18 protein-coding genes are annotated in these 18,709 nt (G+C 65.5%); 12 read left to right on the forward strand and 6 right to left on the reverse strand.

From position 1 onward, the window contains the following. Positions 1 to 73: 73 nt before the first annotated feature. Genes DM374_RS18125 through DM374_RS18140 form a run of 4 tightly spaced genes read left to right on the forward strand, consistent with a single transcriptional unit; the run spans position 74 to position 3,582 of the window. Positions 74 to 793 carry an ABC transporter permease gene (locus tag DM374_RS18125; protein WP_110971118.1) on the forward strand — a complete coding sequence of 240 codons (720 nt, stop codon included), beginning with the start codon at positions 74 to 76 and terminating at the stop codon, positions 791 to 793. Beyond that, entirely contained in the window at positions 790 to 1,500 is a 711-nt protein-coding gene (locus DM374_RS18130; protein ID WP_110971119.1) for an ABC transporter permease, read from the forward strand. Before DM374_RS18125 ends, DM374_RS18130 begins: the two co-directional genes overlap by 4 nt. A gap of 24 nt (positions 1,501 to 1,524) precedes the next feature. Then, positions 1,525 to 2,766: an NAD(P)/FAD-dependent oxidoreductase gene (locus DM374_RS18135; RefSeq protein ID WP_110971120.1), complete on the forward strand. Its 1,242-nt coding sequence runs from the start codon at positions 1,525 to 1,527 to the stop codon at positions 2,764 to 2,766. 30 nt (positions 2,767 to 2,796) lie between these two features. Beyond that, positions 2,797 to 3,582, forward strand: a complete 786-nt coding sequence (locus tag DM374_RS18140; RefSeq protein WP_110971121.1) for an amino acid ABC transporter ATP-binding protein — start codon at positions 2,797 to 2,799, stop codon at positions 3,580 to 3,582. Between the two features lie 125 nt (positions 3,583 to 3,707). Here DM374_RS18140 and DM374_RS18145 read toward each other — a convergent pair whose 3' ends face one another. After that, positions 3,708 to 4,265, reverse strand: coding sequence for a DUF4174 domain-containing protein (locus tag DM374_RS18145; protein WP_110971122.1), 558 nt, complete (start codon positions 4,263 to 4,265; stop codon positions 3,708 to 3,710). A 282-nt stretch (positions 4,266 to 4,547) separates the two neighbouring features. After that, positions 4,548 to 6,914 (reverse strand): DNA polymerase II, encoded by a 2,367-nt coding sequence (locus DM374_RS18155; protein WP_110971124.1) that lies wholly within the window; start codon positions 6,912 to 6,914, stop codon positions 4,548 to 4,550. 276 nt (positions 6,915 to 7,190) lie between these two features. Here DM374_RS18155 and DM374_RS18160 point away from each other — a divergent pair, with 276 nt between their 5' ends. The 6 genes from DM374_RS18160 (at position 7,191) to DM374_RS18185 (ending at position 12,316) form a co-directional block, all read left to right on the forward strand. Beyond that, complete coding sequence (locus DM374_RS18160; protein ID WP_177431573.1) at positions 7,191 to 7,832, forward strand: sel1 repeat family protein; 642 nt, start codon at positions 7,191 to 7,193, stop codon at positions 7,830 to 7,832. A 91-nt stretch (positions 7,833 to 7,923) separates the two neighbouring features. Next, complete coding sequence (locus tag DM374_RS18165; RefSeq protein WP_110971137.1) at positions 7,924 to 8,619, forward strand: AzlC family ABC transporter permease; 696 nt, start codon at positions 7,924 to 7,926, stop codon at positions 8,617 to 8,619. Then, entirely contained in the window at positions 8,619 to 8,942 is a 324-nt protein-coding gene (locus DM374_RS18170; RefSeq protein WP_404821335.1) for an AzlD domain-containing protein, read from the forward strand. The genes DM374_RS18165 and DM374_RS18170 overlap by 1 nt, the downstream gene beginning before the upstream one ends. Beyond that, complete coding sequence (locus tag DM374_RS18175; protein WP_110971126.1) at positions 8,939 to 9,793, forward strand: helix-turn-helix transcriptional regulator; 855 nt, start codon at positions 8,939 to 8,941, stop codon at positions 9,791 to 9,793. The genes DM374_RS18170 and DM374_RS18175 overlap by 4 nt, the downstream gene beginning before the upstream one ends. 116 nt (positions 9,794 to 9,909) lie before the next feature. Further along, positions 9,910 to 11,535: a methyl-accepting chemotaxis protein gene (locus tag DM374_RS18180; RefSeq protein WP_110971127.1), complete on the forward strand. Its 1,626-nt coding sequence runs from the start codon at positions 9,910 to 9,912 to the stop codon at positions 11,533 to 11,535. Positions 11,536 to 11,602: 67 nt separating this feature from the next. Then, on the forward strand, positions 11,603 to 12,316 hold the full coding sequence (locus tag DM374_RS18185) for a GNAT family N-acetyltransferase (RefSeq protein ID WP_110971128.1): 714 nt from the start codon (positions 11,603 to 11,605) through the stop codon (positions 12,314 to 12,316). A 20-nt stretch (positions 12,317 to 12,336) separates the two neighbouring features. Here the strand turns inward: DM374_RS18185 and DM374_RS18190 are convergent, their stop codons facing one another. Genes DM374_RS18190 through DM374_RS18205 form a run of 4 tightly spaced genes read right to left on the reverse strand, consistent with a single transcriptional unit; the run spans position 12,337 to position 16,917 of the window. After that, positions 12,337 to 14,004 carry an FAD-dependent oxidoreductase gene (locus tag DM374_RS18190; RefSeq protein ID WP_110971129.1) on the reverse strand — a complete coding sequence of 556 codons (1,668 nt, stop codon included), beginning with the start codon at positions 14,002 to 14,004 and terminating at the stop codon, positions 12,337 to 12,339. Between the two features lie 39 nt (positions 14,005 to 14,043). After that, positions 14,044 to 14,364, reverse strand: a complete 321-nt coding sequence (locus tag DM374_RS18195; RefSeq protein ID WP_110971130.1) for an NIPSNAP family protein — start codon at positions 14,362 to 14,364, stop codon at positions 14,044 to 14,046. A gap of 2 nt (positions 14,365 to 14,366) precedes the next feature. Continuing rightward, the gene (locus DM374_RS18200; protein WP_110971131.1) at positions 14,367 to 16,097 is read right to left on the reverse strand and encodes an FAD-dependent oxidoreductase; all 1,731 of its coding nucleotides are present in this window, start codon (positions 16,095 to 16,097) and stop codon (positions 14,367 to 14,369) included. Positions 16,098 to 16,107: 10 nt separating this feature from the next. Continuing rightward, positions 16,108 to 16,917 (reverse strand): shikimate dehydrogenase family protein, encoded by an 810-nt coding sequence (locus tag DM374_RS18205; protein WP_110971132.1) that lies wholly within the window; start codon positions 16,915 to 16,917, stop codon positions 16,108 to 16,110. Positions 16,918 to 17,062: 145 nt separating this feature from the next. Between DM374_RS18205 and DM374_RS18210 the strand changes: the two genes are divergently transcribed. Both DM374_RS18210 and DM374_RS34365 read left to right on the forward strand, forming a co-directional pair. Further along, positions 17,063 to 17,833, forward strand: coding sequence for an IclR family transcriptional regulator domain-containing protein (locus DM374_RS18210; protein ID WP_110971133.1), 771 nt, complete (start codon positions 17,063 to 17,065; stop codon positions 17,831 to 17,833). Between the two features lie 477 nt (positions 17,834 to 18,310). Next, positions 18,311 to 18,478 (forward strand): DUF2786 domain-containing protein, encoded by a 168-nt coding sequence (locus tag DM374_RS34365; RefSeq protein WP_404821336.1) that lies wholly within the window; start codon positions 18,311 to 18,313, stop codon positions 18,476 to 18,478. The last annotated feature ends 231 nt before the right edge of the window (positions 18,479 to 18,709 follow it).

An 18,709-nucleotide genomic window follows, 5' to 3' on the forward strand; every position in this document is an offset into this window, starting at 1 on the left:
TCTCCCCCCTCCCTGTAGGAGCGAGCTTGCTCGCGATAGCCCGGCTCTCAAAACTGCTCCCGAGGCTTCGCCCATGCTCGAACATTTGTCACTCCTCTCCTTCGCCAGCGGCGGCTGGGGTCAGGCGTTGCTCGCCGGTGCCCTGGTGACCCTGGCGCTGGCCCTCGCCTGCCTGCCCATCGGCCTGCCGCTGGGGCTGGGCATCGCCCTCGCCGCGCGCTCGAAAAAACGCCTGCCACGGGCTTTCGCCACGGTGTTTTCCACGGTGTTCCGCGGCCTGCCGGAGTTGCTCACGCTGCTGATCATCTACTACGGCTGCCAGATCGCCGCGCAGAAAATGCTCGCCGCCATGGGCTATGAAGGCGAGGTGATGATCAACACCTTCCTCGCCGCCATGGTCGCCTTCAGCCTGGTGTTCGCCGCGTTCTCCAGCGAAATCTGGCTGGCCGCGTTCAAGACCGTGCCCAAGGGCCAATACGAAGCCTGCGCCGCCCTCGGTCTGGGCAAGCGCACCGCGTTCGGCAAGGTGGTATTCCCGCAACTGCTGCGCATCGCCCTGCCCGGCCTGTCGAACAACTGGCTGTCGCTGCTCAAGGACACCTCGCTGGTCTCGACCATTTCCCTGGTCGACCTGATGCGCCAGACCAACCTGGCCGTCAGCGTGACCAAGGAACCGATGCTGTTCTACGGCGTCGCCTGCCTCTGCTACCTGCTGTTCTCGGCGCTGTCGGGCCGGGTCTTCCACTTCATCGAGAACCACTTCAGCCGCCACCTGCGGAGCGCCCGTCCATGAGCTTCGACGAACTGCTGGCCCTGTTCCTCAATCCCGAGTTGCTGGAGCGCTACGGTCCGCGCTTTATCGACGGCCTGCTGGTGACCGCCAAGCTGGTGGCGATCTCCTTCACCCTCGGCGCGCTGCTGGGCATGCTGCTGGCCCTGGCGCGGATGTCGAAAAGCCTCACGCTGCAACGCCTGAGCGCCACCTACGTGTACTTCTTCCGCGGCTCGCCGCTGCTGGCGCAACTGTTCCTGCTGTATTACGGCCTGGGTTCGTTCAAGAGCTTCTGGCAGGACGTCGGCCTCTGGTGGTTCTTCCGCGATGCCTGGTTCTGCACCCTGCTGGCCTTCACCCTGAACACCGCCGCCTACCAGGCGGAGATCTTTCGCGGCAGTCTGCTGGCCGTGGCGCCCGGGCAATACGAGGCAGCCAGCGCACTGAGCCTGAAACGCTCGACCACCTTCTTCAAGGTGATCCTGCCGCAGTCGCTGGTGGTGGCGATCGGGCCGCTGGGCAACGAACTGATCCTGATGATCAAGGCCAGCGCCATTGCCTCGCTGGTGACCATCTACGACCTGATGGGCGTGACCAAGCTGGCCTTCTCGCGCAGCTTCGACTTCCAGATCTACCTCTGGGCCGCCGTGCTCTACCTGCTGATCGTCGAGATCGTGCGACGCAGCCTCAAACATATCGAAGCCCGCCTGGGCCGCCACCTGCGCTGAACCCTTGCCGTAGAGGATCTTGTCATGCACTGCCAAACCATCGTTCTGGGCGCCGGAATCGTCGGCGTCAGCACCGCCCTGCACCTGCAGGCGCGCGGCCGCAAGGTCGTGCTGATCGACCGCGATGAACCCGGTAGCGGCACCAGCCACGGCAACGCCGGGCTGATCGAGCGCTCCAGCGTGATCCCCTATTCCTTCCCGCGCGCGCTGCCGAGGCTGGTGCGCTACGGCTTCAACCAGCAATCCGACGTGCGCTTCAGTTGGCGCTACCTGCCCAAGGCCGCGCCCTGGCTGCTGAGCTACTGGCGCAACTCGGCGCCCGCGCCGCTGGCCGTGGCGACCCAGGCGATGCTGCCGCTGGTGGAGCGTTGCGTCGAAGAACACGACGCGCTGATCGAGGCGGCCGGCGTGCAGTCGCTGGTCAAGGCCAACGGCTGGATCGAGGTCTACCGCAACGACGCCGCGTTCGAGGCGGCCAAGGTCGACGCCGAAGCGCTGAAGTCCTATGGACTGGTCTTCGAGATTCTCGACCGCAGGCAACTGCACGAACGCGAAGCCGACCTGACCCAGGGCGCGGTGGGCGGCATTCATTGGCGCGACCCGAAGACCGTCAGCAACCCAAGCGCCCTGGTGCGGGCCTACGCGGCGCTGTTCGTGCAGCGCGGCGGCCAGTTCATCCACGGTGATGCGCGCAGCCTGCGCCAGATCGCCGGCGAATGGCAGGTGGACAGCCGCCGTGGTCCGATCACCGCGCCGGAAGTGGTGATCGCCCTCGGCCCGCAGGCCGCCGAACTGTTCAAGCCGCTGGGCTACCGGATTCCGCTGGAAATCAAGCGCGGCTACCACGCGCACTACAAAGCCCGCGCCGGCGCACAACTGACCCATTCGATCTGCGATGCCCAGGCCGGCTTCGTGCTGGCGCCGATGGAACAAGGCATCCGCCTGACCACCGGCATCGAGTTCGCTGCCAGTGGCGACGCCGCCAACGAGATCCAGCTACAGCGCTGCGAGGCCGTGGCCCGTGGACTGTTCCCGCTCGGTGAGCGCATCGAAGAAACCCCGTGGCTGGGCCGCCGCCCGTGCCTGCCGGACATGCGCCCGGTGATCGGCCCGGCGGGCCGCCACGCGGGTCTTTGGTTCAACTTCGGTCATGCCCACCACGGCCTGACGCTGGGCCCGGTCAGCGGTCGCCTGCTGGCCGAAATGATGACCGGCGAACAGCCTTTTACCGACCCCGCGCCCTACAGCGCCGAGCGTTTCAACTGAGTTCCGCCCACCCGCCGGAGAACAACAATAATGAGCGCCTCACTCAGCCTTGCCGCAGCCCCGCAAGCGACCACCGACTCGCGCAACGTCGCGGTGCATATCAGCGGCCTGGAGAAATACTACGGTCCCTACCATGTGCTGCGCGGTATCGACCTGACGGTGCACGAGGGCGAACGCATCGTCCTTTGTGGCCCCTCGGGCTCGGGAAAATCGACCCTGATCCGCTGCATCAACCGCCTGGAAGTCGCCGAGCATGGCAAGATCCTGGTCAACGACACCGACCTCGCCGGCAACAGCCGTGAGGCGACGAAAGTGCGCAGCGAAATCGGCATGGTGTTCCAGCACTTCAACCTGTTCCCGCACATGAGCGTGCTGGACAACTGCACCCTGGCGCCGATGAGCGTGCGCGGCCTCAGCCGTGCCCAGGCCGAGGAGCTGGCGCAGTTCTACCTGGACAAGGTCGGCATCTCCAGCCAGGCGGCGAAGTACCCCGGCCAGCTTTCCGGTGGCCAGCAACAGCGCGTGGCGATTGCCCGGGCGCTGTGCATGAAGCCGAAGATCATGCTGTTCGACGAGCCGACCTCGGCGCTCGACCCGGAGATGGTCGCCGAAGTGCTGGACGTGCTGGTGAAGCTGGCCGACAGCGGCATGACCATGCTCTGCGTGACCCACGAAATGGGCTTTGCCCGGCAAGTGGCGCAGCGGGTGCTGTTCCTCGACGGCGGGCAGATCATCGAAGACGCGCCGCCGGAGACCTTCTTCAATGCGCCGCGCAGCCCGCGGGCGCGAGACTTCCTCGCGCAGATCCTGCACTGAAACGCAGTTGCAAGCTGCAAGTGGGAAGCGGCAAGAACAAACCGACCTGCGCAATACCCGCTCTTTCTTGCAGCTTGCAGCTTGCAACTTATAGCTTTCAGCCCGTTTTTCGAGCGGCCTGGAACTCAGTCGTCCAGCGGCTTGGGCGGTGGCAGGGGTTTGGCCGGCTTGGCCGGTTTTGCAGGCTCACCGGCCTTGGCGGGCTTGCCGGCCTTGGTCTCGGCGACCGGCACCGGTTCTGGTGCGGTGATGGCTTTTTCCTCGGCCGGCAGGGCATCCACCGCCGCGAAAATTTCTTTGGCATCGAGCGTGCCGTCATGCTTGATTTCGTGCTTCTGACCGTCCTTGCCCACCAGGATCACCTGGGTGCCGTTGCGCGCGCCCAAGGACAGTTCGCGGATCAGCGCCATGGTGGTCTGCTGTTCGAGGAATTTGTCATCACGTTTGCCGACCATGCCGGCGACGCTGTAGAGCACCAGATTGCGCTCCTTGAATCCGGCCTGGGCGGCGGGCTCCTTGAGCGCGTCGTTGATACCGCGCAACACCGGGTCGGCGGTACTGGGGGCTATCACCACCAGGGGACGAGCCTTGCCCAGATCCTGGGCCAGAGGGGCGTCATCGGCGAAAACCAGGGGAGCGGCGATGGCGAGCAGAGTGGCGAGGGTCAGTGACCGGGCAAGCATGTGTTTCTCCTTCTTTTTTCCTCGTAACAAATGACTACAGACCTGTAGGAAAGATCCGAAGGCCGCAGCCTAAACGAACGCAATCATCTGGTGGACGGGACAAAAGTAACTTCCGGTGTCAAAAGGATAGCTGATGGATTTGGGATGGCGGGTGCTTGAGCCAACCCTGTGGGAGCCGGCTTGCCGGCGATTGCGCCAGACCAGACGACATCATCGCCTGAGCCGGCCTCATCGCCGGCAAGACCGGCTCCCACAGGGTGGTGAGCCATGCCCGCAAACCGCTCAGTCCTGAAACAACCCCATCTGCCGATCGATCAACCCACTGAAATCATCCCCCACGAACGGCAATATCGCGTCCGCCACCGGCTGCAACTGGCGGCTCAGGTAATGTTCGTAGTCGATCGGACTGCGCCGCGCTTCCAGGGGTTCCGGGCCGCTGGTGGTGATGACGTAACTGATCCAGCCGCCATTCTGGTACTGCTGCGGCCGGCCCAGGCTGTCGTTGAAGGCATCAGCCAGCCGTGCCGCGCGGACATGCGGCGGAACATTGCGCTGGTAGTCATCCAGCGGCCGGCGCAGACGCTTGCGGTACACCAGCAACTCATCCAGTTCGCCGGCCAGGGTGCGTTGCACGTACTCGCGGACGAATTCCCGGTACGGCTCGCGGCGGAAGATGCGCAAATACAACGCCTGCTGGAACTGCTGGGCCAACGGCGACCAATCCGTGCGCACGGTTTCCAGGCCCTTGTAGATCACCTCTTCGCTGCCATCGGCACGCTGCACCACGCCGGCATAGCGCTTTTTGCTGCCCTCCTCGGCGCCACGGATGGTGGGCATCAGAAAGCGTGTGTAGTGGGTTTCGTACTGCAATTCCAGGGCGCTTTCCAGGCCGTATTGCTCGCGCAGGTGGTCGCGCCACCAGGCATTGACCTCGCGCACCAGCGTCTGGCCGATCTGGCTGGCTTCGTCCTGGTCGTGGGCGCGCTTGAGCCAGACGAAGGTGGAGTCGGTGTCGCCATAGATCACCTGGTAGCCACGGTCCTCGATCAGCTTGCGGGTGCGCTGCATGATCTCGTGCCCGCGCAGGGTGATGGACGACGCCAGGCGCGGGTCGAAGAAGCGGCAGCCGCTGGAACCGAGCACGCCGTAGAAGGCGTTCATGATGATCTTCAGCGCCTGCGACAACGGCGCGTTGCCGTCGCGCTTGGCCGCCTCGCGGCCCTGCCAGACGCGCTCGACGATGGCCGGCAGACAATGCTGCGTGCGCGAAAAGCGTGCCTCGCGAAAACCCGGCACCGAGTGTTCGTCGTCCGGTTCGCGCAGGCCTTCCACCAGGCCCACAGGGTCGATGAGGAAGGTGCGGATGATCGACGGATAAAGGCTCTTGTAGTCCAGCACCAGCACCGATTCGTAGAGGCCCGGCCGCGAATCCATGACGAAGCCGCCAGGGCTGGCCTCGCCTTCGCGGCCGCCAAGGTTCGGCGCGACAAAGCCCAGGCGGTGCATCAGCGGGATGTACAGGTGACAGAACGCCGCCACCGAACCGCCGCTGCGGTCCACCGGCAAACCCGTGACCGTGGACCGCTCCAGCAGGAAGTCCATCAGCCGGGTCTTGTCGAAGATCCGCGTCACCAGTTCGCAGTCCTTGAGGTTGTAGCGGGCCAGCGCCGGGCGGTCCTCGGCGAACATGCGGTTGATCTCGTCCATGCGCTGGTACGGCGTGTCGATGGCCTTGCCCTCGCCGAGCAGGGTCTGAGCGACGTTTTCCAGGCTGAAAGACGAGAAACTCCAGGTCGCCGAGCGCAGCGACTCGATGCCATCGATGATCAGCCGCCCGGCCGCGCTGGCGAAGTAGTGAGTGCGGCTGCCGTGTTCGCGCCATTCCATGGGCTGGCTGTCGCGGCCCAGCAGCAGCGGCACGCTCAGGCGCTTGCTGTGTTCGTGCAGGACACGCAGGTCGAACTGCACCAGGTTCCAGCCGATGATGGCGTCCGGGTCGTGCTCGGCCAGCCAGCCGTTCAGGCGCTGCAGGAGTTCGGCGCGGCTGTCGCACCATTCGAGCTGGAAATCGATGAAGCTGGCGTCGCCATTGGCCGGGCCGAGCATGTACACCTGGCGTTGCCCGCAGCCTTCCAGGGCAATCGAATACAACTCGCCGCGCTCGCTGGTCTCGATGTCCAGCGACACCAGTTTCAGCCGCGGACGGTAGTCATTGGCCGGTTTCAGTTGGGCGTCGAGCCAGACGCCGTCGCGGTCGGGCTGGCCGCTGAAATCAACCGGCGCGGTGATGAAGCGCTCCATCAGGTAGCGCTCGGGCGGGCGGATATCCGCCTCCAGCAACTCGATGCCGGCGCCGCGCAGGCGTTTCTCCAGTTGCATCAGTTGCCGGTGCTGGCGGCAATACAGGCCGAGCACCGGGCGCTGGGCGAAATCCCTCAGTGCCAGCGGGCGCAGTTCCACGTCCTTTTCGCCGCGCAGCAGTTCGCCGAGTCGTTCGCGCTGATCCGCCGCAACGAAGGCCACCGAGGTCTGCGCCGGCAGGCGCACACGCTGCGGCCCCGCCTCGGTGGCCAGCCAGAACTCCACCAGGGTGCCTTGCGGCGTATCCCGCCAATGACGGGTCAGGACAAAGCCCTGTTCTACCTGCACCGCTGTTTCCTCGACCACATTCGTCCAAAGGGGACGGAGTCTACCCGAGCCACCGGCCCGGGGCGCCCCTTATCGGCGCGACAGCGCGACGGGTTTCGGCGCGCTGCCTCTCTCGCTAGAATGCGCCTTCACAGGAAACGCTTCATTCACTACGGACAGTGCCTATCACCATGAATTGCACCCCAGCCTTTTCCAGCCCTTATCTCTCCGGGCACAAGGATCTACCACGTGCGTTGTGATCGCTCCCTGCTCTCCCTGTTGTGCCTGCTGCCCGTCATGGCCGTGGCCGGCGGGCCCGTCATCGATCCCCACGCCGACCTGCTGTATCGTCAGGCCCTGCCCTTGCTGGAAAAAGCCGACGCGCAGAGCAACGCGCTGCCAACCGATACCGCGCCCAATGATCAGGAACTGATCCGCAAGGTGCAGTCGCTGGACCAGGCCCTGCAACCGGCGGTGGCGCTGCTGCAACGTGCGGCGCTGCTGCATCACCCGGTGGCCGAGTACCGCCTGGCCCTGCATTACATCACCCACCTGCCGGTCAATCAGATTGCCACCGAAGCCTGCCCGCTGCTGCGTTCCAGCCTGTCCCAGGGCTTTACCCCGGCGGCGCTGGAAGTGGGCAACTGGTGCCCGGACCTGCGCAACAGCGCCGAATACCGCCAGGCCCTGGAACAAGTGCCGACCCGCGACTCGCTGTACGCCGGCTATTTCCCGCAGCCGGCAGTGCGCCTGCAGTGTCTGAGCGAACGACCGCAAGGGCTGGCGCTGCAATGGGGGCGCCAGCGCGACTTCCAGGCTGAGGTCTATCGCCTGCTCGCCGGCCTGGACCCCAACCAGCGCGCCAGCTATCAGAAGAAGGCGGTGGAGATCAACGGCTGCCGCGCCGTGCGCCCTCAGGTGGTCAATCACCTTCCCTGAATCGAGCAAGCCTGAGCTGAGCAAGATTGTTCAATCCAGCCGGGCAGCGCTCTGGCATCCTGTCTGACCATCCACACTCATGCTGTCGCTCATGTCCGGATCCCGCCTCGCCCGCACCGCTTACCTCCATGGCGCCATCGCCAGCATGCCGCTGTCCCTGGCCGTCGCGCCCTGGGGGTTGCTGGCCGGTTCCATGGCCATCGAAGCCAACCTCACTCCGCTCGAAGGCCAGGGCCTGTCGGCGATCGTCTTCGCCGGCGCCGCGCAATTGGTGGCGATCGGCATGCTCAAGGGCGGCGCCAACCTGGCGTCGATCCTGCTGACCACCCTGCTGCTGACCTCTCAGCACCTGCTTTACGGCCTGTCGATGCGCCCGGTGATCGCCGAGCTGCCGGGCCGCTGGCGGGTCGCCCTGGGCTTTCTGCTGACCGACGAATTCTTCGCCCTGGTCAGCCAGTACGACCGCGAGCAGTTCAACCGCTGGTATGCGCTGGGCGTCGGCTTCACCTTCTACCTGGCGTGGAACCTGTTCACCCTGGCCGGGATCATCCTCGGCCAGAACATCCCCCACCTGGACAAGCTCGGCCTGGACTTCTCCATCACCGCCACCTTCGTCGCGCTGATTGCCCCATGCGTGCGCAACGTGCCGACTGTGGTGTGCGTGGCGGTGTCGCTGTTCTGTTCGGTGCTGTTCAGCCACTGGCACTGGGAAACCGCGCTGGTCCTCGCCGGCCTGCTGGGCATGGCCGCCGGATTCATCTGCCAAAAACTCTGGGGGGCACGCTGATGGTTTTCCTGCTGATCGTCGCCATGGGCCTGATCGTCTTTCTCAACCGCTACGCCTTTCTCGAACCGCGCCTGCCGCTGCGCCTGAGCTCCAATGCGCGGCAGTTCCTCGGCTTTGCCGTGCCCGGCATGCTCACCGCCATCTGCGGACCGATCATCTTTCTGCCCGACCACCAGCTCAACCTCGACCCGCTCAATCCCTACCTGCTGGGTTCGCTGGTGGCCACCGGACTGGTACTCTGGACCCGCAACACCCTGCTCAGCATGCTGTTGAGCATGGGTTTCTTCTTCGTCTATCGCTGGTGGCTGGGCGGTTCGCCATGACCCTTGCATCCCGGGAACAGACCCACTTCTGGCAAGCCGCAGCGCTGGACAACCTGGAGCTGCTGCAGGCTCGCTACTTCCAGCAGCGCTTCGCGCCGCACGTGCACGAAGGCTATTCCATCGTCGCCCTCGAAGCGGGCGCGCAGTGCTTCTGGCACCGCGGCGCCGACCATGTGGCGCCGGTGGGCAGCGTGGTGGTGATCAACCCGGACGAGATGCACACCGGCGCTCGCGCCCACGAAGCGGGCTGGAGCTACCGCGGCTCCTACCCGGACATCACCCACCTGACCAACGTGCTGGACGAACTGGATATTCGCCACGGCGGCACGCCCACGTTCACTGGCAGCGTGCTGCACGACCCACAACTGCATGCCGCACTGATCGGCCTGCACCGCTCGGCCCAGGGCGGCGCCAGTGCGCTGGAGCAGCAATCGGCCTGGCGCGAAGCGGCGCTGCTGCTGATGCAACGCCACGCCCAGGTGGGCGATGCGCGCACGCCGGGCAACGAGCCGCTGGCGGTGATCCGCGCCCGCGAGCTGATGGACGCCCGCCTGGACTGCCCGCCGTCACTGGAAGAACTGGCCGCCGCAGTGAACCTGTCGCCGTTCTATTTCGCCCGGGTGTTCCGCCAGGCCACCGGCCTGCCACCGCACGCCTGGCTCAAGCAACGTCGCCTGGGACGGGCGCGAACCTTGCTGCGCCACGGCGGCCTGCCGTTCAACGTGGCCTTCGACCTCGGTTTCTCAGACCAGAGCCACCTCAATCGCCAGTTCAAGCAAGCCTACGGCGTCACCCCCGGCGAATACCGCCGCGCCTGCGCCGAGCATCAACCGGTAATCTCCGTTCGATAATCGAACCAAACCCCGCTTGCACCCCTCAAGTCGTCACAGTGCGCCTCCGATAGCCATTGAACCGTCCGGTACAAAAAGTGACGGACCTTGAAACTGCCTACAGGAGCCTTGCCCGCATGTTCGTCGACCTGAAAATCCGCACCGGAATGTTCTGGGTGCTGTCGCTGTTCAGCCTGACCCTGCTGTTTTCCTCCGTCAGCGCCTGGCGCGGCGCGGTGGGCAGCGACGCACAGATCAACGAACTGGACGACACCGCGCACCAGTCCGACCGGCTCAACAACGCACTACTGATGGCCATCCGCGCCAGCGCCAACGTGTCCTCGGGCTTTATCGAACAGCAAGGCGGCCACGCCGACAGCGCCAAAGCCCGCCTGGTGCGTTCCGAAGAACTGATCGGCGAGAGCCTGAAACTGGTCGACGCCTTTGTCGCCAATGTCCAGGACCAGGCCCTGAAACCGGTGGCCGACGACCTGCAACGTACCTTCGCCGCCTACGCCAAAGCCGTCGCCGGCCAGCGCGAAGCGACCCTGGCGAACTCGCTGGACCATTACTTTGCGGTCAACGTCGATGCCGGCAACGCCATGGGCCGCTTACAGAACCTGCGCCAGGAACTGGTCAAGGCCCTCAGCGAGCGCGGTCAGCAGGTCATGGCCGAGTCCGAGCGACGACTGCACATCGCTCAGATCATCAGCCTCGCCCTGCTGGCCGTGACCCTGTTGCTCGCGGCGCTGTGCTGGAGTTTCATCCAGCAGCGCGTGCTGCGACCGCTGCGCGAGGCGGGCCGGCACTTCCAGCGCATCGCCGGCGGCGACCTGAGCGAGCCGGTGCAGGTGCCGGGCAACAATGAAATCGGCCAATTGTTCGCCGAACTGCAGCGCATGCAGCACAGCCAGCGCGACACCCTCGGCCGTATCAGCGGCTGCGCCGGACAACTGGCCGAGGCTGCCCAGGCCCTCAACGCGGTGACCGAGCAAAGCGCCGAAAGCCTGCGCCGCCAGGACGAAGAGCTGGAGCAGGCAGCCACCGCCGTGACCGAGATGACCACCGCCGTCGAAGAAGTCGCCCGCAATGCGGTGTCCACTTCACAGGCCGCCAACGACTCCAACCGCCTTGCCGAACAGAGCCGTCGCCAGGTCAGCGAAACCCTCGACGGCACCCAGGCCATGGCCGGCGAAGTGCAGGCCGGTAGCGAGCGCCTGCAACTGCTGGCCGGCGAGATCCGCGATATCGGCAAGGTGCTGGAAGTGATCCGCGCCGTCTCCGAGCAGACCAACCTGCTGGCCCTCAACGCTGCCATCGAAGCGGCGCGGGCCGGTGAGGCCGGGCGCGGTTTCGCGGTGGTCGCCGACGAGGTCCGCACCCTCGCCTACCGCACCCAGCAATCGACCCAGGAAATCGAACAGATGATCGGCAGCGTGCAGAGCGGCACCGAAGTCGCGGTGAGTTCCATGCACACCAGCGCCGAACGGGCCCGCGCCGCGCTCGACACCACCCAGGCGTCGGAGCAGGTGCTGGAAGGCATCTACGCCGCCATCGGCCAGATCAACGAGCGCAACCTGGTGATCGCCAGCGCCGCCGAGGAACAGGCCCAGGTCGCCCGTGAAGTGGACCGCAACCTGCTGAACATCCGCGAACTCTCGGCGCGCTCGGCCGAAGGCGCCGAACAGACCAACGCGGCGAGCCACACCCTGTCGGGGCTGGCCAAGGAACTGACGGCGCTGGTCGGGCGCTTCCGCGTGTAAGCGCGGGAACTCCGGGCGGGGCTGCTGTAGACTGGCGCCCCGCCCTTTTTCCGGAACTGCCCGCCCGATGCCTGTTGTCACCCTGCTCCAGACCCCGCCCGAAGAACCGCTGAAAAGCCAACTACTGCAGTGGGTGGTGGATGACTTCAGCCAACTGAGCAGCACCGCCCTGCCGCCAAGCAATCCGCTGTACAACCTCTATCAGTACGGCCTTGGCTTCGAAGTGCACCTGTACCTCGAAGCCCTGGGCGGCTCGCGGTTGCCGGTCGAGTTGCTGCTGGCCTGCGCCGACGACGATCCGCAGCAGTTGCACGGCTTTGCCCTGTGCCTGCCGATCGACGGCGAGCCCAGCGCCTGCGCGGTGGCCTGGATGGCGGTGCGCCCGGACCTGCGCCGACGCGGGATTGCGCGGTCGCTGCTGGAGCACCTTCGCCAGCGCTACAACCGTATCGAACTGGCCTGCGGCCAGGGCAAGGTGCCGTGCTTCGAAGCGCTCGGCTTCGCAGTGGTGGGCGTGCGCGATACCCAGGTGCTGATGGCCAGCGGCGCGGCGCCGGGCGACGGCGTGCTGCTGATGCTCGACGTCGCGCCGGTGTGGCGGACGGTCGAGGTGCAGCAGATCCACAGCTATCTGCTCAAGCAGCACGGGCGCAAGGCGATGGTCGAGGCAGAGAAAAAGCGTGACCGGCATTTCGACGAGTTGAGCCGGCATGCGCGGGCGTTCGTGCTGGAGCGGGCTACGCAGGTGCAGACTCGGGAGATCCGGCTGGTCACGGGATAGCCAGGTCCGCAAGCGCCCCGCTACCCCTCAGCCAACGCCAATCCCGCCAGGTACCCGAAGGTCATCCCCGGCCCGAGGGTGATCCCGCCGCTGGGGTAGTAACCGCCCATGATGCTGTTCATGTCATTGCCCACAGCATGCAGCCCGGGAATTGCCGTGCCGGCCTGATCCACTACCCGCGCCTGTTCATCGGTCTTCAACCCGGCGAAGGTGCCAAGGCTGCCAGGTACCAGGCGCACCGCATAGAACGGCCCGCGGAGCGGACGCAGCGAGGGATTGGGCAGGTTCGACGGATCGCCGGACGCGCGGTTGTACGCCGATTGCCCACGGCCGAATTCGGGATCATGCCCCGCCTCCGCGTGCAGGTTGAAACGCTCGACCGTAGCCTGCAACTGCAACGCATCGATACCGCAACGCTGTGCCAGCTCGGCGAGGTCGCGGCCTTTTATGAGGTAACCGCAACGCCGGTAGTAGCCGGTCGGAAACGGAAACGGCTTGGCCCAGCCGATCCCGAAGCGGCGCTGCGCCTGATGGTCGCAGATCATCCAGGCCTCGGCTGCCTCTCCGGCCGGGGTGCGGGCGAACAGGTCGTTCATGAAGTCGTGGTAGCAGTCGGCTTCGTTGGTAAAACGTCGTCCATCGGCGGCCACAGCGATAAAACCCGGTTTGCCCCGGTCGATCAGATGCGGGAAGCGTCCGGGCGACCCATCGCGTCGCGGTACCAGCGACACCGGGACCAGGGCGGCGTCGTGGGCGAGGTCATCGCCCATCAGGCCACCCGCGTGCTCGCCAAGGCGCAAGCCATCGCCGCTGTTGCTCAAAGGTGCCGCACAGTGGTGGTCATGCCCCAGGCGTTGTTGCAGACGTTGCGAATCGTGGGCGAAACCGCCACAGGCGAGGACCACGCCGCGCCGGGCGCGCACCTCGCACACCACGCCCGCACGCTGCAGCAGCGCCCCGCTGACCCGGTCACCCTCGCGCAGCAGGCGCAGCGCCGGGCTGTCGATCAGCAGGTCGACCTGCAGGTCCAGCGCGCTCTTCAACAATCGCGCCACCAGCGCATTGCCGTTGACCAGGTGCATGCCGCGGCGATAGCGCAGCAAGTCGCCAGCGTGCCGCAGCAGACGCTTGCCGACATGCCAGGCAGCCTTTGCCGAGCGACGGGCATTGAAGAACGCGCTCATGTCGGCACCGCCAGCGATGCCCATGCCGAACAGGCTGACGATATCCAGCGGCGGGCGCAGCTTGTCGATCCACACCCCGAGCGCGCGGCCATCGAACGGCTGCGCGCACAGGGAACGACCACCTTTCGCCGCGCCTTCACCGTCACGCATGTCCGGCATGCTACTGCCGGAATAGAACTGCACGGCGGTGTGACGCTGGAAAAAATCGACCATTTCCGGGCCGCGCCGCAGGTACACCTGCTGCTGCACCGTCAGCGCCTCGCCGTGCACCTGCTCCAACAGATAACGCTCCGGCCCTTGCTCGACTTCGACCATGCCCTCGGCCAGCGCCAACGGATTGCGTGGCACCCATAACCAGCCGCCGGACCAGGCGCTGGTACCACCGAGCAGCGCGGTTTTTTCCGCGACGATCACTTTCAGTCCGCGTTGCGCCGCAGTGACCGCCGCCGCCAGGCCCGAGGCCCCGGAGCCGATCACCAGCACGTCGCATTCAAGCTGTTGCATTGCGTATGGCCTTTGTTTGGGCGAGCACGGCTCGTGGGGTCATTTCAGCGGCGAGAATCCGGTGGGACGCATCAGCCGTGATTCCAGCTTGAGGACCGCCCCCAGTTCCTTGTTCTTGCGACCGAACTCGGCCCAGCGCGGGTCGGCCGCCATGCTTGCGCGGCGGGCGGTGCGATCGTCGAGGCTCTCGTAAGCCCAGATGTGCACGACCTGGTTGGCCTCGCCGAATTCGGTGGTGAAGAAACCCACCAGGTGGCCCAGGTGCTCGGTCTGCACTGCCAGGGCATCGCTTTGGTACAGGGCCAGCCAGTCGGCCATACGGGTCGGGCTCAGGGTGTAAGTGCGCAGTTCGTAGTACATGGTTATTGCTCCAGGACAGGTGAGGGAAGATTCGCCAGCCGCTCGGCGGCATGGCAGGCCGCAAGCCAACCGAAGGTCAGGCCGGGGCCGATGGTGATGCCGGGGCCGGGGTAAGTGCCGTCCATCAGCGAGTTCATGTCGTTACCGGCGGCGTACAGGCCGGGGATCGGCGCGCCGCTGGCGTCCAGCACCCGTGCCTGGCCGTCAGTGGCCAGGCCCCGGGCCGAGCCGAGGTCGCCGGTGTGCAGGCGGATCGCGTACCACGGCGCCTTGAGCAGCGGCGCATTGCACGGGTTGGGCTGGTGGTCGGGGTCGCCCATGTAACGGTTGTAGCTGTTGCCGCCCTTGCCGAATTCACGGTCGATGCCGTCGCGGGCATCGCGGTTGTAGCGTTCCAGAGTGCGGCGCAGGCCCTGGGGATCGACGCCGATGCGCGCGGCCAATTGCTCGGCCGTGTCGGCGCGGTAAAGGTAACCGGCGTCGATCAGTGCGCTGTTGTCCACCGGCTTGGGCCGGGCCAGGCCGAGGCCGTACTTGTTCAAGGCATCGGCATCGCAGATCAGCCAGCACGGCGTGTTGCCGGTGGCGAACATGGTCTGGACGAAGTGGTGATAGGAGTTGGATTCATTGACGAAGCGCTCGCCGGCACGGTTGACCGCAATCACGCCCGGCTTGGCACGGTCGGTCACCAGGTGCGGAAACCGCTCGCGCACGCCGTTCTTGTGCAGTACCTCGGAGACCGGTGCCCAGAAGAAATTGGCGGCGAGCTTCTCGCCCGCCACCGCACCGGCCGCCTGGCCCAGGCGCAAGCCGTCGCCGACGTTGGTGTCCGGCGACATGGTCAAATGCTCCGCATCGCTGTGCGGGCGCTGCGCCGCAGCATCCGGCCCGGCGGCAAATCCACCGGTGGCACAGACCACGCCGCCACGGGAGAGCACACGATACTGGCGACCGTCGCGGGTGATCATTGCGCCGACCACTGCGCCGTTCTCGACGATCAGTGAGTCGGTACGACTGTTCAACCACAACTGCAGGCCATCGGCGAACGCGCTGGTCGCCAGCCGGGCGATCAGTGCGTTGCCGGTGGTCAGGCGCGTGCCGCGCGGATGGCTCAGGCGGTCGATGGCATAGCGGCCCATGAGTTTCAGGCAGTGCAGCAGGGAGCGCGGCGAGCGGCGAAAACTCAGGAAGTGCTGGATATCGACGCGGTTGACCATCATCCCACCGAACAACAGCATGCCCGCCGGCGGCATCTTCAGATCCTTGAAGTGCGCGCCGAGGCGGCGACCATCGTATTCGAGCATCTCCAGCGCGCGGCCTCGGTCGGTGCCGCCCTCTTCGTCAGGGTAGTAATCCGGCGACAGAGGACGCAGGGCGTACTTGAGTTCGGTATTGGCTTCGAGCCAGCGCAGCGCAGCATGGCCCTGGTCGATGTAGGCATCCACCAGCGCGGCGTTGTAGCCGGGGCCGATGGTCTTTTGCAGGTAGCGGCGCATGGCGTCGGCACTGTCCGGCGCGCCCGCAGCGCGGGCCTGATCGGTGCCATACAGCCAGACCGCACCACCGGAAATCGCCGAGGTGCCGCCGAATTGCGCAGCCTTCTCCACCAGCACGACCGTCAGGCCCTTGCGCACGGCGGTGGCAGCAGCGGCGAAACCGGCGGCGCCACTGCCGAGCACGATCAGGTCGACGAGCGCATCGCCGTCAGCGGGAAAACGGATAGCCGTGTTCATCGCCCGCCCCTCACAACTGCAAGGGCGTGACGCCCATGAAGTGACCGAGGTTTCCGAGCTGGGCGAAGGCCATCTGCGGCCCGGTCTGGATGCTGCAACCACGTGCGCGGGCGGCGGCCAGCAGCGGCGTGATTTCCGGCGAGGTGACCACATCGGCGACCAGGGTCGAGGCCTGCAGTGCGTCCAGTTGCGCGGCGGGTAACGGTAATTCACCGGTGCCGCCCATGCCGGCCGGGGTCGCGTTGACCAGCAGATCGAAGTCGGCGAGCGTGTCGTAGCCGATCTCGAGGCGAACCTCGCCGAATGCCTTGCGCAACAGCGCGGCCAGCGTCTCGCAGCGCGACAGGCTGGCATCGCTGAGCACTAACGACGCCGCCCCGGCCTGGCACAGCGACCAGGCGATGGCGCTGCCGACGCCACCGGCGCCGATCACCAACGCACGTTTGCCGCGGGCCTGGAAACCGTTGAGGCAGGCGGCATTGAGAAAGCCTTCGCCATCGACGTTATCGCCCAGCAGACGCCCATCGGCCTGGCGGCGAATGACGTTCACCGAACCCAGCGCCCCGGCGCGCTCGCTGACCTCATCGAGGCGCCCGGCCAGTACCTGCTTGTACGGCACGGTCACCACCACACCGCGCAGGTTCTGCCAGCCACGCAGCGTGTCGATGAAAGCGTCTAGGGCGTCTTCGCGGATATCGATGGGCAACATCGCCAGGTTCCGGCTGTTGTCCTGGAACCAGCGGTTGAAGTTTTCCGGGGATTTGACCTGGGTGATGGGCGACCCGACGATCGCCACCAGTTCGGTGGATCCGTGCAGCATGCTGACCTCCAGAGGGTCCGTTTTGTTGTGCGCCAAGGGTGCGTCCTGGCGTCGCACCGGCCAATGCTGGAGATCGTCCTTTCAGTTGATATTCGCAACGTGACTGCGATAATCGCACTCATCGTTCATATTCCCCGGAATCGTCATGGCCCAACCCACCATCCACCCGCGGGACCTGATCGCCGGCCTGCAAAAGGGTCTGGCGCTGATGCAACTGTTTAGCGTCGACCAGCCGAAACTCACCGTGCCCCAGGCCGCTGCGCTGTCGGGCATGACCCAGAGCGCCGCGCGGCGCTTCTTGCTGACCTTGGTGCATGAGGCGTTCATCGAGACCGACGGCCGGCATTACTGGCTGACCCCCAAGGCATTGCGCATCGGCCAGGCTTACGTCGATTCGGCGCAACTGCCGCGCATGTTGCGGCCGGTAGTGGAGCAGGTGGCGCGGACCACCCAGGAGCATGTCTCGGTGGGCACCCGCGATGGCGACGAGATGGTGCATATCGTGCGTAGCCGTTACAGCCACGTCGCCTCGCTGTCGATCCGTCCCGGCTCGCGGGTGCCGATGTACTGCACCGCCAGCGGCCGGCTGTGGCTGGCGGCGCTGAGTGCCGAGGCGCTGGATGCCTATTTCGCCCGTATCCAGTTACGGGCGTTGACGCCCTACACCTGCGTGGATGAGCAGGCGCTACGCGAGAAACTGCGGGTCATTGCACGCCAGGGCTACGCCGAAGTGGATCAGGAGTTCGAAGTAGGTATGCGCGTTCTAGGCGTGCCGCTACAAGACCGACACGGCGTACTGCGCTCGACCCTGGCAATCACCAGCCATGCGTCGCGGATCAGCGTCGAGGACATGAGGAAGCGGTTTTTGACCCCGCTGTATGAGGCGCAGGCGCTGTTGAGACCGGTGCTGGAGTGACGGTTAGCAGCAACCTGAAATCAGCGAATGGCCCGATGCTTGAGCATGGTCAGATCGTGTGGTTTGCCGACTACGAAGGTCGCTGGCAGCGCGGTACGGCGCTCTACAACATCAACAACATAGTGGGTGCTCACAGGAGCTTACAGCTACACGAGCGAATGCTGCCGCGAGCTCAACACTGCTGCGCCTATCGCTTTTTGCTCGGAGCACCCATGAAGCTGCTGGTTATCAAAACAGCAGCAGGGCCGACGAGCCAGGTCAGGCCCGAATCTGGGTACTTAGCCGTCACCACAATGACAAAGGCAAAAAGGCCTAGCCCTGACCAAAGCCGCTTCCGTGGCGTGAGCCACTCTCGAAACTCTTCCAGCCTTCCGCCCATCAACACTCCCCTTGTTTTGTAAGCGGCGAAGCATATCACCCACCTCAACGAATCACGCCAACCCGGCGAGGTCGGCGCCTGCACGCAAGAACCACATCATGACCGAACAACAGCGCGGCGAGAGCAAACTCGAACGCTTTATCCGCAAGATCAAGCGCTGCCTGGCTCTCTCGAAAAGCTCAAACGAAAACGAGGTAGCGGCAGCAATGCGCCAAGCCCAGACGCTGATGCGCGAGTACCACTCACTGAACTTGATGTCCAACTGAGCGAGGTCAGCGAGGTTCAATCTGAGAAGTCCCGGGCGAATCGTCGCCCGACAGCATCATGGCGCATGTGTTCGGAGTCAGGCCGCTCTCGCTCCAGCACTGGTGCCGCTCTTCTGAACCGCTTCAGCGAGGCGCGAGACAACGCGGCGCGAAAGCTCATTGCCTATGGCAACTCAGACGTGGGAGCCAAAGTCCGGCAGTTCCAATTCCGAGATATCCGACCGAAGGCAG

The organism is Pseudomonas huaxiensis, from assembly GCF_003231275.1.
In the GTDB taxonomy this organism is placed as follows: domain Bacteria; phylum Pseudomonadota; class Gammaproteobacteria; order Pseudomonadales; family Pseudomonadaceae; genus Aquipseudomonas; species Aquipseudomonas huaxiensis.

Coding starts and splice junctions, on each gene's coding strand:
- DM374_RS18125 (WP_110971118.1), top strand. CDS start 74: ATGCTCGAACATTTGTCACTCCTCTCCTTCGCCAGCGGCGGCTGGGGT.
- DM374_RS18130 (WP_110971119.1), top strand. CDS start 790: ATGAGCTTCGACGAACTGCTGGCCCTGTTCCTCAATCCCGAGTTGCTG.
- DM374_RS18135 (WP_110971120.1), top strand. CDS start 1,525: ATGCACTGCCAAACCATCGTTCTGGGCGCCGGAATCGTCGGCGTCAGC.
- DM374_RS18140 (WP_110971121.1), top strand. CDS start 2,797: ATGAGCGCCTCACTCAGCCTTGCCGCAGCCCCGCAAGCGACCACCGAC.
- DM374_RS18145 (WP_110971122.1), bottom strand. CDS start 4,265: ATGCTTGCCCGGTCACTGACCCTCGCCACTCTGCTCGCCATCGCCGCT.
- DM374_RS18160 (WP_177431573.1), top strand. CDS start 7,191: ATGGCCGTGGCCGGCGGGCCCGTCATCGATCCCCACGCCGACCTGCTG.
- DM374_RS18165 (WP_110971137.1), top strand. CDS start 7,924: ATGTCCGGATCCCGCCTCGCCCGCACCGCTTACCTCCATGGCGCCATC.
- DM374_RS18170 (WP_404821335.1), top strand. CDS start 8,619: ATGGTTTTCCTGCTGATCGTCGCCATGGGCCTGATCGTCTTTCTCAAC.
- DM374_RS18175 (WP_110971126.1), top strand. CDS start 8,939: ATGACCCTTGCATCCCGGGAACAGACCCACTTCTGGCAAGCCGCAGCG.
- DM374_RS18180 (WP_110971127.1), top strand. CDS start 9,910: ATGTTCGTCGACCTGAAAATCCGCACCGGAATGTTCTGGGTGCTGTCG.
- DM374_RS18185 (WP_110971128.1), top strand. CDS start 11,603: ATGCCTGTTGTCACCCTGCTCCAGACCCCGCCCGAAGAACCGCTGAAA.
- DM374_RS18190 (WP_110971129.1), bottom strand. CDS start 14,004: ATGCAACAGCTTGAATGCGACGTGCTGGTGATCGGCTCCGGGGCCTCG.
- DM374_RS18195 (WP_110971130.1), bottom strand. CDS start 14,364: ATGTACTACGAACTGCGCACTTACACCCTGAGCCCGACCCGTATGGCC.
- DM374_RS18200 (WP_110971131.1), bottom strand. CDS start 16,097: ATGAACACGGCTATCCGTTTTCCCGCTGACGGCGATGCGCTCGTCGAC.
- DM374_RS18205 (WP_110971132.1), bottom strand. CDS start 16,917: ATGCTGCACGGATCCACCGAACTGGTGGCGATCGTCGGGTCGCCCATC.
- DM374_RS18210 (WP_110971133.1), top strand. CDS start 17,063: ATGGCCCAACCCACCATCCACCCGCGGGACCTGATCGCCGGCCTGCAA.
- DM374_RS34365 (WP_404821336.1), top strand. CDS start 18,311: ATGACCGAACAACAGCGCGGCGAGAGCAAACTCGAACGCTTTATCCGC.